The sequence below is a fragment of the Streptomyces odontomachi genome (genome assembly GCF_024435355.1).
GTDB lineage: Bacteria > Actinomycetota > Actinomycetes > Streptomycetales > Streptomycetaceae > Streptomyces > Streptomyces odontomachi.
In genome coordinates this window covers 136,544-150,415 of sequence record NZ_JAMJWG010000001.1, presented here as the reverse complement: position 1 = coordinate 150,415, position 13,872 = coordinate 136,544, and the positions used below count along the sequence as shown (strand labels likewise).

11 protein-coding genes and 1 pseudogene are annotated in these 13,872 nt (G+C 70.4%); 2 read left to right on the top strand and 10 right to left on the bottom strand.

The genetic code is table 11. The features are described 5' to 3' along the window. Positions 1-6: 6 nt before the first annotated feature. Positions 7-810, bottom strand: a complete 804-nt coding sequence (locus NQO67_RS00620) for an endonuclease/exonuclease/phosphatase family protein (RefSeq protein WP_255945208.1) — start codon at positions 808-810, stop codon at positions 7-9. 320 nt (positions 811-1,130) lie between these two features. Between NQO67_RS00620 and NQO67_RS00615 the strand changes: the two genes are divergently transcribed. Further along, positions 1,131-3,278 (top strand): glycoside hydrolase family 3 N-terminal domain-containing protein, encoded by a 2,148-nt coding sequence (locus NQO67_RS00615; RefSeq protein ID WP_255945206.1) that lies wholly within the window; start codon positions 1,131-1,133, stop codon positions 3,276-3,278. A 147-nt stretch (positions 3,279-3,425) separates the two neighbouring features. Here the strand turns inward: NQO67_RS00615 and NQO67_RS00610 are convergent, their stop codons facing one another. From NQO67_RS00610 to NQO67_RS00565, 9 genes and pseudogenes are all read right to left on the bottom strand, one after another. Beyond that, the gene (locus tag NQO67_RS00610; RefSeq protein ID WP_374118877.1) at positions 3,426-4,073 is read right to left on the bottom strand and encodes a hypothetical protein; all 648 of its coding nucleotides are present in this window, start codon (positions 4,071-4,073) and stop codon (positions 3,426-3,428) included. Positions 4,074-4,246: 173 nt separating this feature from the next. Next, positions 4,247-5,467, bottom strand: coding sequence for an ATP-grasp domain-containing protein (locus NQO67_RS00605; RefSeq protein ID WP_255945202.1), 1,221 nt, complete (start codon positions 5,465-5,467; stop codon positions 4,247-4,249). A gap of 9 nt (positions 5,468-5,476) precedes the next feature. Continuing rightward, positions 5,477-5,782 (bottom strand): chorismate mutase, encoded by a 306-nt coding sequence (locus NQO67_RS00600; RefSeq protein ID WP_255945200.1) that lies wholly within the window; start codon positions 5,780-5,782, stop codon positions 5,477-5,479. Next, the gene (gene pabB, locus NQO67_RS00595) at positions 5,775-7,862 is read right to left on the bottom strand and encodes an aminodeoxychorismate synthase component I (protein WP_255945198.1); all 2,088 of its coding nucleotides are present in this window, start codon (positions 7,860-7,862) and stop codon (positions 5,775-5,777) included. Before pabB ends, NQO67_RS00600 begins: the two co-directional genes overlap by 8 nt. Before the next feature lie 11 nt (positions 7,863-7,873). Then, positions 7,874-9,166 carry an MFS transporter gene (locus NQO67_RS00590; RefSeq protein WP_255945196.1) on the bottom strand — a complete coding sequence of 431 codons (1,293 nt, stop codon included), beginning with the start codon at positions 9,164-9,166 and terminating at the stop codon, positions 7,874-7,876. A gap of 166 nt (positions 9,167-9,332) precedes the next feature. After that, positions 9,333-9,551 (bottom strand): annotated as a pseudogene (locus NQO67_RS00585) (alpha/beta hydrolase); the annotation flags it as partial. 298 nt (positions 9,552-9,849) lie between these two features. After that, positions 9,850-10,659, bottom strand: coding sequence for a class I SAM-dependent methyltransferase (locus tag NQO67_RS00575; RefSeq protein WP_255945194.1), 810 nt, complete (start codon positions 10,657-10,659; stop codon positions 9,850-9,852). Between the two features lie 539 nt (positions 10,660-11,198). Further along, positions 11,199-12,200 carry a hypothetical protein gene (locus NQO67_RS00570; protein WP_255945192.1) on the bottom strand — a complete coding sequence of 334 codons (1,002 nt, stop codon included), beginning with the start codon at positions 12,198-12,200 and terminating at the stop codon, positions 11,199-11,201. Continuing rightward, positions 12,197-12,505, bottom strand: a complete 309-nt coding sequence (locus NQO67_RS00565; RefSeq protein ID WP_255945190.1) for a PadR family transcriptional regulator — start codon at positions 12,503-12,505, stop codon at positions 12,197-12,199. The genes NQO67_RS00570 and NQO67_RS00565 overlap by 4 nt, the downstream gene beginning before the upstream one ends. 147 nt (positions 12,506-12,652) lie before the next feature. Between NQO67_RS00565 and NQO67_RS00560 the strand changes: the two genes are divergently transcribed. Beyond that, positions 12,653-13,855, top strand: a complete 1,203-nt coding sequence (locus NQO67_RS00560; RefSeq protein ID WP_255945188.1) for a hypothetical protein — start codon at positions 12,653-12,655, stop codon at positions 13,853-13,855. Positions 13,856-13,872: the final 17 nt, after the last annotated feature.

Below are 13,872 nucleotides of genomic sequence, written 5' to 3'. Positions count from 1 at the left end.
CAGAGGTCAGGGCAGGGTGGCCGGGTGCAGGACGGCGGTGACGGGTAGGTGGTCGCTCGGAGCGCGGTCGCCGGGCGCGGGGAGGACGGCGGCGGCGGAGCGCACCCGAGTGCCCTGCGAGGCGAGGATCCAGTCGATACGGGGACCGTCGGGCTCGGGCGGCCGGTAGTCGTGGAAGGTGCCGTGGGCGGGACCGCGCTGTTCAGCGACTTCCCAGCTGTCGACGAGCGAGGCCCTCCCGAGGAGCGGGCCATGCACCTCGGGATCGCCTGCCGGGGTGTTGAAATCGCCGGTGACGAGACGGGAGATGGCGGGCGCCAGGACCTCGAGGCGTTCGGCGAGCAGGTCGGCGGACCGGGACCGGGCGTAAGCGCTCACATGGTCGAAGTGGGTGTTGGCGAGCAGGAACTGCGCCCCGGTGGCCAGATCGCGGAAGCGGACCCAGGTGACCATGCGAGGACAGGCTCCGCCCCAGGTCTCCGAGCCCGCCACCTGTTGTGTGTCGGAGAGCCAGAAGTGGCCGTGGGCCACCGGCGCGAGCCGTTCGCGGTCGTGGAAGACAGCCATGTGCTCGCCCCTGGAACCCCCTTCGCGGCCCTCGCCGGTCCACGCGTACTGCTCGCCGAGGCCGTCCTGCACGTCGGTGACCTGGTGTCGGAGGCCTTCCTGGGTGGCGAGCAGATGAGGTCGCTCGCGGCGCAGCATCGCCACCACCGAGGCCCGGCGTTCCCGCCAGTTGTGCGGCGGGTCTCCCCGGTCCACCTGCATGTTGAAGGTCATGACCCGCAACGGGTGCTCGCTCTCGCCCAATGGAGGTACCTCCCAGCTCCCGGCCCGTGAGGCGCGCGCGCCGCCCTGCGACGCGCGCACTGCGGACTCTTGCCACACCGTCTGAATGCGCTTACATTCAACTGCGGACGACGCTAATCGCTTCACAAGGAGAGCCGCAACATAGTGCGTGTCGACCGCAGCGCCATCGGGGCGGTCGCTTCCCCTGGGACATGGCCCAGGGAGGTCGCCTCTCCCCCGCCCCGCAGGCCGGGTGTGGTCGACCACTGCACCGGACCTCGCCTGGTCCGCACGGCAGCGTCACGTCTTCCCGTCCGGCACCAGGCAACGAAAGGCTCGACATGCTCCGATCGCACGACGACCAGGTCAAGGAACTCCTCGGCCGGATGACTGCGGAGGAGAAGCTGGGGCAGCTACAGCAGTTGACGTGGACCGGCGACACCGGCCCCGGCGGCGGCCAGACCGCAGAGATCGAAGCTGCGGCCCGCGCCGGACGGCTGGGCTCAGTGCTCAACCTGAACGGCGCGAAGTGGACCAACGACCTGCAACGCCTTGCCGTGGAGGAGTCCCGGCTCGGCATCCCGATCCTGTTCGGCCTCGATGTGGTCCATGGCTTCTGGACGACCTTCCCCATTCCGCTGGCCCAGGCCGCGGCCTTCGACCCGGCGGTGGCCGCGGCGGACGCCGAGGTGTCAGCGGCCGAGGCCCGCTCCCAGGGGGTGCACTGGACCTTCTCCCCGATGATGGACGTCACCCACGAGCCGCGCTGGGGCCGCATCGCGGAGAGCTCCGGCGAGGACCCGTACCTCAGCGCGGTGGTCGCAGTGGCCAAGGTACGCGGGTACCAGGGACCGGCGGACGGCTCCGGCCTCGCCTCGAAGGACCGGATCGCCTCCTGCGCCAAGCACTTCGTCGCGTACGGCGGCGCTGAGGGCGGCCGTGACTACAACACCGTCGACGTCTCCGAGCAGCGGCTGCGCAACCACTACCTGCCGCCCTTCAAGGCCGCGATCGACGCCGGCGCCGCCACCGTGATGGCCGCGTTCAACACGGTCGCCGGAGTACCTGCACACGCCAACGCACACACCATGACCACCATCCTGAAACAGGAGTGGGACTTCGACGGGTTCGTGGTGAGCGACTACACCGGCGTCGCCGAGCTGGTCGCGCACGGCTTCGCCGAGGACGGCGCGGAGGCCGCCGCGCTCGCGCTCACCCATGGCCTGGACATGGAGATGGTCTCAACCCACCTCGCGGACCACGGCGCCGAGTTGCTGGCCGCCGGCCGCATCGGCATGGACCGCCTGGAGGACGCCGTCGCCCGTGTCCTCCGCCTGAAGTTCGCCCTGGGGCTGTTCACCAACCCGTACACGGACGAGTCCGCAGAGATCACCGGGCCCACCGCCGCCACACGGGCCGCCGCGCGCGCCGCCGCAGCGCGCTCGATGGTGCTGCTCAAGAACGACGATGCGGTACTCCCCCTCGCCCCCTCCGCCACGTCGATCGCCGTGGTCGGTCCGTTCGCCGACTGCGCCGACCAGCACGGCACATGGGCGGGCCCCGGCCGGCTGCGCTTCGAGACGGTCAGCGTGCTGGACGCCGTCCGCGAGGCCGCACCCGGTGCGGACGTCCGCCACTCGGGCGCCGACCCCGCCATGGCTGCCGCCGCCGCACGCGCCGCAGATGTGACCGTCGTCGTGGTCGGCGAGCACTCGGGCCTCAGCGGTGAGGCCGCGGCCCGCAGCGACATCGATCTACCGGACGGCCAGCATCGGCTGATCGAGGCGGTGGCCGCCACCGGTAAGCCGTTCGTGGTGGTCCTCGTCAACGGGCGTCCGCTCACGATCGGCGGCTGGTTGCACGCCGCGCCCGCTGTCCTGGAAGCGTGGCACGCGGGCATCGAAGCCGGCCACGCCATCGCCGACGTCCTCTTCGGGGCCGTCAACCCCGGGGGCAAGCTGCCGGTGTCCTTCCCGCGGAGCGTCGGGCAGATCCCGCTCTACTACAACCACGAGTCCACCGGCCGCCCGTACGACCCGGTGGAGAGGTACGTCTCGAAGTACCTGGACCTGCCCGGTGGGCCGCAGTTCACCTTCGGGTACGGCTTGAGCTACACGACGTTCGCGACCGGCGAACCGCAGCTCAGCCGCGAGGAGATAGCGGTGGATGCGCTCGCGCGAGGCGAGAGCGTCGAGCTGACCGTGACGGTCTCCAACACCGGCGAACGGATCGGCGACGAGGTGGTCCAGCTGTACGTCCACGACGTGGCGGCGAGCGTCACCCAGCCGGTGCGCAGGCTGCGCGGCTTCGAGCGCGTCACCCTCGGGCCCGGCGAAGAGCGCGCGGTGCGCTTCCGCCTCGGCGCCGAGGACCTCGGCTTCTGGACCAACGACCCGTCCGGAACATATGTCGTGGAGCGCGGCCGCATCGACCTGTACGTCGGCACCGACTCCTCTGCGAGCGCCCGCTGCGAGCTCCGCCTGACCTGAGGAGCCTCACACGGTACGGAGGGGGTCGAACCCGTCGCGCCGTGTGCCGGTCTCCGCTGCACACGGCGGGTCCGTCCGGCGGCCGGCCGAGGCCCTTGGGCCCGCGTCCCACCCGACATCACGGGCTGTGTCGGATCCGTCCGAGAGCTATGACCGGGGCGTGCTGTGCCAGCGCCATGTGGTGAGGCGAGGTTGGCCGGGGAGTTCGGCGCGTCCGGTGGCCCACAGCAGGGTGGGCCAGGGGTCCGTGGTCGACGGGGCATCCGGAAACAGCCGGGTGAGCACGCGCGAGCACAGATCCGCGGGCGGGGTCCAGGCGAGACCGAGTCCCTCAGCGAGATCGTGCATGTGCACCAGGGTCTCCACGACGCCCATCGCGGCGAACCCTTCTGGGTCGGACACCCCGGCGCCGTGGTGGGCTCGGGTCTCCGACGGCGTCGTACGCACCATGGCGACCAGCAGCGCGCCGGTGGCCTCCAGCACTTGCAGCAGGCCGGCCGGTCCGGAGTCGCGCTCCGCGAAAGCAAAGCTCGCCGGAGCGCCCGGCCTCCTGTGCCTCAGTTCGAAGGGGACGTGGGTGTCCAGCGGAGGGTTGTCGGGGCCTAGTTGGACGGCGTAGTAGAGCAGGTCGTTGGCGATGTGCTCGACTGTCTCCCAGCAGTCCCACTCCAGCGAGCCGGCCTTGCCGTCCCAGACGCCCGGGGGTACCTCCCGGAGAGTGGCGACGGCGAGTCGGACTGCTTGCACAACGTCGTCCGCAGTGACAGGTAACGGGGCGGCAGTTGGTCCAGACATGGCCAGAACCATAGCTCGAGTGCTGGGAGCTGCTTCCGGGACCGGCCGGGAACCCGGGAAACCTTCGCGGTCACAGCACCAGCACCAGGCGAGGGGTTCGAGGGATCCGGCATGGGCGGGGCGGATGTGAACGGTCCGCCCCGCCGTGGGCGGTTGTGCCGCCACCGCGACGGTCAGGGGTGTCGACCGGGCGCGCGGGCCGAGATGCGGGCCGTGGTGAACTGCCGGTGCAGGTACCGTTCGAGTTGCTCCGACGACGCCGGGCCGATCGTGCCGGACAGCGGCGCCCTGTCTTCCTGGTAGGTGATGTCCCTGGTGAGGGGCTCGGTGGGGCGCCGTCGGACGTGGCGTCGGACGAGCGGGTGAGTGAGCGTGCCGGTCGGATCGTCGATGGCGCAGGAGTCGCCGTCGAGGTGGTGACCGGGCCAGACGAACCAGCCGTAACGCCCGTCCGGGCGGGGTTCACGCATGCTGATGTCGACGTGTTCTGGATTGGTCCAGTACTTCTGCACGGTCGACGGCAGGTGGACCCCGGTGGCCAGTTCGAACGTCTCGACGACACCGGCCCCACCGAACCGGCCGGCGACCTCCAGGAAGACCGGTCCGTCCGGGCCGTGGATGGCTTCGAGGTGGAAGATGTTGGTGCCGATGCGTACTGCGTGCAGGCATGCGGTGGCCCACTCGACAAGGGCCGGATCGGTGTCGATCTGCACCGACCCCAGGGGCTTCCCGCGCGCGTACCCAAGGCACGTGCCCACGTACCGGCTGACCTGGAGCGCGACCGGCTTGTCCGCGACCGCGACGCCGTCGACGTGGATGATCGGACCGGCGACGAACTCCTCGATCTCGAAGTCGTCGACGCCCGCCCGCGCATGCGCCCCGCCCCGGAGCGCGGCGAGTGCGGCGTCCGGTGTGTCGAAGACGTCCACGTCGATGCTGGCAAGGCCGGCTCGCGGTTTGACCACGGTGGCGCCGGTCCAGGGAACGCCGTCCTGCCGCGCCAGCGCGTCCGGCAGCGGAAGGAACCGTGGTACGCGCAGCCCGGCCTGCCGTACCGCGGTCTTCATCGCCACCTTGTCGCGCACCAGCCTCACCTGAGCCGGATCGTCCCCGGGGACCCCCAGTTCCTGGCGGACGCGAGCGGCGTCCATCAGATCGAACTCGGACAGCGCCACCACCAGGTCAGGTCGTGACCGACCGGACAGGGCGGTCAGGATCTCGTCGGCGCTGTTCGCGACGCCTGGACGGACGAGACGGGAGCCGGGCAGATCGGGCGGCAGCCTCGCGACCTGTTCGGCGGTGCCCACGTACGTGACGTCGTGCGTCGTGTGGTCGATTCCGTCGGCGTAGCGCGCGAGCCGGTCGGACACCCGGCACATCACCAGAACTCGCATGGGCCGTCCTCAACCGTGCTCTGGGGTGTTCAGCGGTTCGCCGTCCGCCATCAGCCGGGTCTCCAGATCGCATGCGGCCGCGATGAGGGAGGTGGCGACGGAACGCAGGTGCTCCGACGGTATGCCGATCCGGTCGGCGGCCTGTGCGTAGTGTTCCTGGACGACCGACACCCGGGCCGGCTGCATCATGGGGACGTCGTTCGCGCCCTTGTAGGCGGCGATCGCGCGGATGATCTCGAACCGGTCGGCAATGGCCTCCAGGATGCGCCGGTCGGCGTCGTCAAGCCGATCACGCAGTGCGTCCAGATCACTCATGGATTTCCTTTCCGTTGTCAGGAGTCGGCGTGGACTGTGCTGGCCGGGGTTGCCGCGTGGCGGGGTCGGGTTCCTGGGGGCATCTGTGCATGGCCGCGGCCATGGCGCGCGACTTCACGATGATCTCCTCGAACTCCTCGCCCGGCTGCGACAGCGCCACGATCGCGCCACCGATGCCGAAACTGGTGCCGGACGGTGTGGCGACGATGGTGCGGATGACGATGGAGAGGTCCGCGGAGCCGGTCAGGGAGAACCACCCGAGGGCACCGGAGTAGACGCCGCGTGGGCCGTTCTCCAGCCGGTCGATGATCTCCATGGTGCGCTTCTTGGGCGCCCCGGTCATGGAGCCGCCGGGGAACGCGGCACGGACACAGTCGACGGACGAGGTGTCGTCGCGCAGCCTGCCGCGAATGGTGGAGACCAGCTGGTGGACCGGTGCGTACGTCTCCACGTCGAACAACCTCGGTACGGTCACCGAGCCCTGCTCGCAGACCATGCCCAGGTCGTTGCGGATCAGGTCGACGATCATGAGGTTCTCGGCACGGTCCTTCTCACTGGTCGCCAGCTCCTTCCACAGGGCCTCGTCGTCGGCTTCCGTGGTGCCGCGCGGACGGGTGCCCTTGATGGGTTTGGACTCCACGACACGGTCGGACCCGATGGTCAGGAACCGTTCCGGCGAGGCCGACAGCACCGCCAGATCGGGGAACGCGAGCAGGGCACCGTAGGGGACCGGGCTGAGCCGGCGCAGCCGGCTGTAGGTGGCGAGCGGGTCGATCGTCAGGCGTGACTCGGCCATGTTGGTCAGGCACACCTCGTAGGTCTCACCGTCGTGGATCTCGGCGAGACATGCGCCGATGAGGGCGAGATACGCCTCCTGGTCGTGCCGCAGCGCGAGCTGCTCGACCGGTGGGGCCACCAGGGGTGTCGGACGGATGCCGGTCTCGGTGGGCAACGACCGCACCCGGTCGGCCGTGGTGTCGAGCCACCGGGTCGCCTCGCCGTCGTACTCGCTGTGGCTGAGGCACAGCAGGTAGCTGGAGCGTTCGGCGTGGTCGATGACCAGGGCCCGGTCCGCGAACAGGAACGCGGCATCCGGGGTCGGTGCCTCGTACACGGCATCGCCCCCGGTCTCGGCCTTCAGCTCGTAGCCGAGAAAGCCGACGTAGCCCAACTCGAAGTCGAACGGCAGCGTCGGGTCGGCCGTGGTGGCCCGGCTGCGCAGCCGCTCGTCGAGGTAGTCGAAGACCCGTGCGCGCACGCGCCGGGGTTCGCCACCCGCGCGATGCACGGTGACCTGCTCCTCGGAGACCCGGTAGGTGACGAACTCGGCCAGCGGGCCGGCGCCGTCACCCAGGTAGGAGAACCGGGCGCGGTCCGCGGTGCGGTCGCTGCTGTCCAGCCAGAAGCTGTACGGGTGGCCGGCGAACAGCTCGCTGTAGGCGGCCTCGGCGTCAGGGAGGTGATCCAGTTGGCGGACGTGCAGGTGCAGCGGCTCGACCGTGCGGCCGTGGACCCGGGTCAGGTCCCGGAAGTTGGCCAGCAGCTCACGGCCGTACTCGGTACCGATGGACTCCGGGTGGAACTGGACGCCCCACATCGGTGCGTGACGATGCCGCACTCCCATGAGCACGCCGTCCTCGGTCCAGGCGACGGCCTCCAGGTCGTCGGGCAGGGTCGTCACGGCAAGGGAGTGGTAGCGCACCGCCGAGAACGGACTCGGGATCCCGGCGAAGAGGTCGTCGCCGGTGTGGTGCACCTTGTCGATGCGGCCGTGCATGGGTACCGGTGCGTGGGCGATCCGCCCGCCGAACAGGTGGCAGATCCCCTGGTGTCCCAGGCAGACCCCCAGGACCGGCAGTTTCGAGTCCCGGATGGCGGCTGCGCTGGCGCCGAAGTCCCGCTCGCGATCGGGCCTGCCGGGTCCGGGCGAGATGACCACGTTGTCGAAGTCGTCAAGCGGCACGGATGCCCAGTCGGCGTCGTTCCGCACCACCGTGGGTGGTTCGCCGTTCACCTCGCCGAGCAGCTGGTACAGGTTGTAGGTGAAGGAGTCGTAGTTGTCGATCAGCAGTGTGCGCATCGGTCGGATCCTCACTTCACCCTGTCGGTTTCGGCCAGGACGTGCGCCTCGGCGCGGCGCACGGCGGGCCCGCACGCAAAGCCTCCCGCGAGGAACAGCCCTGCCAGCATCAGCCAACCCGGCATGCCGTACCGGATGGCCGTCCCGGTCACCAGCAGTGGGCTCACCAGCGCTCCGGCCGCGGTCGCACTGGTGAAGACGCCCTGGTACTCCCCGTGTGCGGCCGGGTCGGCCAGGTCGTAGCTGAGCACCCACCCGGCCGAGGCCGACAGCAGTTCACCGACCGTGTAGACGGCTCCTGCCACCAGCAGGACCAGCACCGCCGGAAACACCGAAAGCCCCTGTGCCAGGCCGAAGGCGACGCACGCGACCGCGAGCAGGATCCCCGTCCGACGCAGCGCCACCGCCGCCTGGCCCGGATCGTCGATGCCGCGACTGGCACGCACCTGCAACGTCACGACCATCACCGTGTTGACCACCAGCAACGCCGAGATGAGCCACCTGGGGGCGTTCGTGGAGCCGGCTATCCACAGCGGGACCCCGATTTCCAGGACCCCCGAATGGGCGGCGATCACACCGTTCAGCGCCGCGACGAGGAGATAGGGCCGATCGGCCAGGGCGCGCCGGCGCCGTGGTGTGGCCACCCCTGCTCGCTGCCGCGGGACACCGCCGAGTGCTCCCTCGGGTATCCGCAGCCGCACCAGGATGGCGGCGGTCACGAGGAACGTCAGCGCGTCGGCGACGATGACGACGTCATAGGCGCCACGGGAGTTGATCTGTAGCGCGACCGCCGCCACTGCCGCCCCGGCAGCGGTCCCCATGTTGGCCACCGTACGAAGCCACGCCCGCACGGTGACGCGCTCGGCGCCCGGGACCACGGCCGCGATCAACGCGCCCCGTACGGCGTTGCTGCCCTGGCCGACCGCGTTGACGACCCCGACCAGCACGATGAACATCACGAGTGAACTGATCACGAGATAGCCGGCCGTGCCCACGCCGGCGGTGACCAGCAGCACGAGCAGCACCCGCCGCGGCCCCAGGCGATCCGCCGAACGACCGAGCGGCACACCGGCGAACACCGCGCACGTCCCCGCGACCGCAAGCCCGAGACCCACCTCACCCGCGGTGAGCCCGGCGACCCTGGTGAAGAACATCACCTGGGTGGCCAGGAACATGCCGGTGCCGAACATGTTGACCAGCGTCATGTACGACAGCAGCCGCAGCTCCGGGTGATCACGGAGCATCCGCGATATCCGGCCCTGCTCGCGTGCGGGGCTCTCGCGTGCGGGGCTGCGGCGGTTCACGGGCCAACCGCCACTCTGCACGCCTGTGCCCCTGCTGCCTCAATGGTATGACTCATGATCATGAACATGATCACATGTCAGGGGATGAGGCAAGGGTGGTCACTACAACTGGGCGGTTGCGGCGCCCTGCCCTGGCACGGGGGCAACGAGCCGCATGGAACTGCGGTCAAGCCCCTGCCATGTCGAGGAGGACCTGGGCCAGTTCACGTGGCCGGGAGAACATCGGCCAGTGGCCCGTGTCCAACTCGATCAGCCGCCAGCGCCCGCTGGTCAGCAACTCGGCTACGCCGTCGCTCGGCTCGGGATCACCGAGCGTGCACTTGACGTAAGTCGCCGGGAGGTCCCCGAGCGGCCTTGCCAGCACGGCGGGTTCGGTCAGCGTGGCACGGCCGCCCCAGTCGTTCCATGAGCAGGGCACCCCGGTCGGCGTCATACCGGTAGAGCGCCGGGCATCCTTCTCCTCCGACGATGCGGAGTGCCACCGCCTCATTGGAGGAGTCGTTCCCCACGCCTGGCACCAGCACCTTGAGAATCGCTGTGGCGCCGTCCGCCCGGGTCGCTTCGGCCACGAAGGCACGTGATTTTGCTTGCAACCACAATCACGAACCGGACATCACCGCGCTTTTCGCAGGCACGAACTCCCGCCGGCCGCGCGAATGACCAGTTCTCGCCCTGAGCAGCTGTCAGTCGTCAGCTTGGAGCTTTTTGCGCCCCACGAGGTGGAAGACCCGGCTGAGTTGGCGGTAGGGGTCTCGTCGGCTGGCCTCAAGTTCGACTGCGGCCGTCGCCGCCACCTGTGGTGAGTCGGTCGGGTCCAGCTCGGCTCCGCTGAACTCCAGCCAGTCGACAAACAGCCATACGCCGTACCAGCGCAGGGGCTCCACTCCGCGGCTGCGCGTGAGCTCGCTGAGTTCTTCTACGGTGTCGGCTCGACCCGACACTCCCAGCACCCCGATCTCGGTCGTGGCGTCGAACGAGGCCAGAGCGTCGTCCCACCGTCGTTCCAGGGCCGGGCGCACCGCGCTCGCCTTGGCGTTGCCCGTCATGATCGAGACCACGCCACCGTCGGCAGTGCACTGGCACAGCTGGTTGACCAGTGGTTCCGGTTGCTCCAGGTATCCGAGCACACCATGGCAGAGCACGGCGTCGAAGCGTCGGCCCTGCACCGCCTCGTCGGCGTTCTCTCCGTCGGCCTGCACGAGGGTGACCCGGCGCCGGGCCTCATCAGGCAGGCGCTGGAGTCGCTGTCGAGCCTTGTCCAGCATCGCCGGCGACGAGTCCAGCAACGTCACGTCGTAACCGGCCTGGGCCAGCGGAAACGACTGATGACCCGCGCCGCCGCCGACGTCCAGCACGGTCGCTGGAGGCTGCGGCAGGTGCTCCAGCAGCTGCCGGTGCAGCACATAGGTGCGCACGTACCCCTTCACCGAGGCATAAGCCCCGTCGACAAAGCGGCCGGCCAGGTCGGCGCTGGCCCAGGGATCATCGCTCACCCCGACAAGATAACGCCGATCACCAACCGATTCGCCCGCCTGGGCCCGCCCTCAACACGGGACATCGCACGGAATGGCCCGCTCCTGTCGCGAGATAGCGGGCGCCACCTCCCGAGGTTGCCCATGCCGTCGGGGGGCCGGCCGCGGGGTTGACGCATGCGGGGACGGTCCCGCCGTTGCTCCATTCTGCTCCGTCTACGGGCCGAACAACCCACAACACGCCCGCGCCCGGCCGTACGCGGGTGGACCGCCGCCGTCCAGGCCGCCGCGCCCGACTTTCGGCACCGGCGTCGCCACGGTGATGACGCAGGTCGCCCGATCCTCTGGGCATCCCGGTGGAGCAGCGCCGTTTCGAAGGCGCGACACCACGCTGCCCTCCATCGCCGCCGCCTTCACCCGGGCCTTCGGGACGCCTCCCTCCTCGTCGGCTCTCGACAGGGCAGCGATAGCCGATGACGTCACGCGAGGCCTTCCTTCGACCGCCAGCTCAAGGTGCCACTCCCTGCCGTGCGTGCGCGGGCCTGGGCCGAAGACCAGAGTCACGGGCCGGGTTTCCCCCTCCGCATGGCGCCGACTCCGCGGACGGTGGAGGTCACCACCAGGCAGAAGACCGTGGTCATCACGGCGCCATACGCGGTCAGTGCGGAGGAGGGGCGCGAAGGGGACGGTTGGCCGATGAGTTCGTGGGCGATTCCCGCGACCGTCGCCACGCCCAAGAGCGCGGTCGCACAGGCGCCCGTCACGAACGCCGTGGTGAGCGCCGGCCCGCGGAGTGATGTGCGGGAAAGGGTTGCTGCTGGCCCGGCAGCGCCGGCTACGGCCGCGCCGGTACCGAGCACGGCCAAGGCGAGGAACACCGTGGCAGAGACGCCCTCACCGCCCGGTCCGCTCCGCGCCGCGACCGCGGTGGTCACCGCCGCGACCCCGAGAAAACCCAGGGAGGCAGTGGCGGGAAGTGAGAGCAGCGCCACGACCGCGCGCAGCCCGCCCGCCCCGCGTGCGGCGCCCAGCACGCCGACGGCCAGCGGTGCCGCACCCACGGTCAGCAACAGCACCGACCCGCAGCAGGCCAGCACGAAGACGTCGTAGCACCACCCGGCCACCGGGTGCACACGGGCGGCGCCGTCCGATGCGTGCCATGCGCCGTCGGTGGTCAGCTTGGCGAACAGCACCGCACCGGCCGCCATCAGTGCCCAGGCATACCAGGTGGTCGCCACCGTCGCACGCAGCCTGCCGTCCCGGTCGTGCAGCCGCCGCGACGGGCGCGCCCACGCGGAGGCGGCGGCGAGCAGGACGTCGCGTACCGCCCGGGTGTCGACCCCGGAGTCCTCCAGCAGGGCACGGAACTCCTCTCCGTACCGCGCCCGCCAGGCCGGTGGATACAGCCGGACGAGCACCCGCGCCCGCCGCTCCGTGGTGTTCCACCGCCCCGGTGCGCCGCCTTTGTCGACGTCCCGGACCGACGACGCTTCGACGGCCGGTGGGACGGGATGCCGGCTTTCGGGCCGGTCGGGCGGCTCGAAGGGCGACCCCCCGTTCATGACCCGGCTCCTGCCGCTCCCAGTCGTCGAAGGCCGAGTTCAGCGACGGTACGCATCCGCTCGGCCTGCTCCGTCAGCACCTGCCGGCCGGCGGCGGTGAGTCGATAGGGCCGGCGCCGCCCCTCGGCGGGCAACGCCTCGACCAGTCCGCCGTCCTCCAGACGGGACAGCACCCCGTAGAGGGTGCCGGGCCCGAGGCTGACCCCGACCGTGTCGGCCACGTCAAGCGTGATCGCGTACCCGTGCTTGGGCCCGTCGGCAAGGCTGGTCAGCACCAGCACGGTCGGATCGGTCTCAGCAGTCATCGTCCATCCCGTCGCATCGCGTACCGCAGCCATTCTCTTACGCCCCACCTCGCTGCCGCCCCGCACATCCAAGCTCTACTACGGGCTACGATACATCGTGCGTCGATATATCGTGGTGCGATGCAACGGGAAGAAGGGAGCTGAACCGTGGTGCGGGAAAGCAGCAGCCAGAACAGCGAGAGCAACAGACGACGCCCGGAGCAGGGTGCCGAGGAGCGGGAGCGTGCTGTCCGCGACGGGACGGGACGTGCCGTGACACCGGCGCTGCTGGCCACCGGGGTGTGTGCGGTGGCCTTCACCCTGTTCGCCGTCCTCACCACGCAGGACAAGTCCGTCCGGGCCACCAGTCCATGGCAGGACGATCCGTACACCGGCGTGGTGTCATTCACGCTGTTCCTCGTGCCGATCCTCGTCGGGCTCATGGCGCTACGCGCCCTGGCCTGGCGGCGGATGCAGGGCCGCGGCGCCCGCGTCCGCCAGCTACTGCATGCGGCACACGTATGCCTCGCCCTGGTCGGTGTCACGATCGGGGTCGACTGGTTCGCCGTGGCGGCCGGTACGCACCGGCGCGACTGGAACGGCACCACCACCTGGCTGATCACTGCGCTAGCCCTCCTCACGGGCGCGCTGACCGCCGGATACCTGCTGCTCCGTCGGACCGGCCGGACGCTCGCACCCGCGGAAAGCTCAGGACGGGTGCAGCACTCGGACGCGGAAGGTGACTGGCTCGACGATCTGACCGCGGTGCTGACGACGCTCGGCTCCGTGGCGTCCCGGTCCCTGCGCGGTCCGGCCGGTCGGCGTCCTCACGCCGGCCAGGCCGATCGCGGACACCAACCCGCGAGCCAGCCGGTGGGCGCCAGGGTCGAGCGCGCCGCCGACTTCGTACGCGACCATGTCACGGCGGTCATCGCGGCCCTGGGGCTCGCCGGATCGCTGGGGATCACCGTCATGCAAGGCGTCGGCGAAGGCTGGACCAGCCCGCTGCTGTGGCTGACCTTCTTCGCCATCGGCACGGGCGGATGGTTCGCCCTGGGCATGATCTGCAACTCGGTCCTGCACATCGCCGTCCCCCGGCAGCGCGTCGAAACCGACCGAAGCGCCGATGCGCTCCATCAGGGTTCGGCGCTCCGACACGCCCGCGGCATCGCCGTGATCGCGCTCGCCCTGGGCCTTCCCGCGTCAGCAGTGCTGCGCGCGGACGTCTGGGCGGCCGTGGGCCTTGCAGGACAGGTCGACTCCCCCGAACGCTTCGCCGCGGTGACCTTCGCCGGCGCCCTGCTGATCGGCGTGACGCTGTTCTGCGCCGACCTGGTGATCACGGTGGGCATCCGCCGCCGCAGCGGCTGACGGCACGCGCGGCGGCG

Excerpts from the sequence above, each read along its gene's own strand:
- NQO67_RS00615 (WP_255945206.1), top strand. The coding sequence starts at position 1,131 with ATGCTCCGATCGCACGACGACCAGGTCAAGGAACTCCTCGGCCGGATG.
- NQO67_RS00610 (WP_374118877.1), bottom strand. The coding sequence starts at position 4,073 with ATGTCTGGACCAACTGCCGCCCCGTTACCTGTCACTGCGGACGACGTT.
- NQO67_RS00605 (WP_255945202.1), bottom strand. The coding sequence starts at position 5,467 with ATGCGAGTTCTGGTGATGTGCCGGGTGTCCGACCGGCTCGCGCGCTAC.
- NQO67_RS00600 (WP_255945200.1), bottom strand. The coding sequence starts at position 5,782 with ATGAGTGATCTGGACGCACTGCGTGATCGGCTTGACGACGCCGACCGG.
- pabB (WP_255945198.1), bottom strand. The coding sequence starts at position 7,862 with ATGCGCACACTGCTGATCGACAACTACGACTCCTTCACCTACAACCTG.
- NQO67_RS00570 (WP_255945192.1), bottom strand. The coding sequence starts at position 12,200 with ATGAACGGGGGGTCGCCCTTCGAGCCGCCCGACCGGCCCGAAAGCCGG.
- NQO67_RS00565 (WP_255945190.1), bottom strand. The coding sequence starts at position 12,505 with ATGACTGCTGAGACCGATCCGACCGTGCTGGTGCTGACCAGCCTTGCC.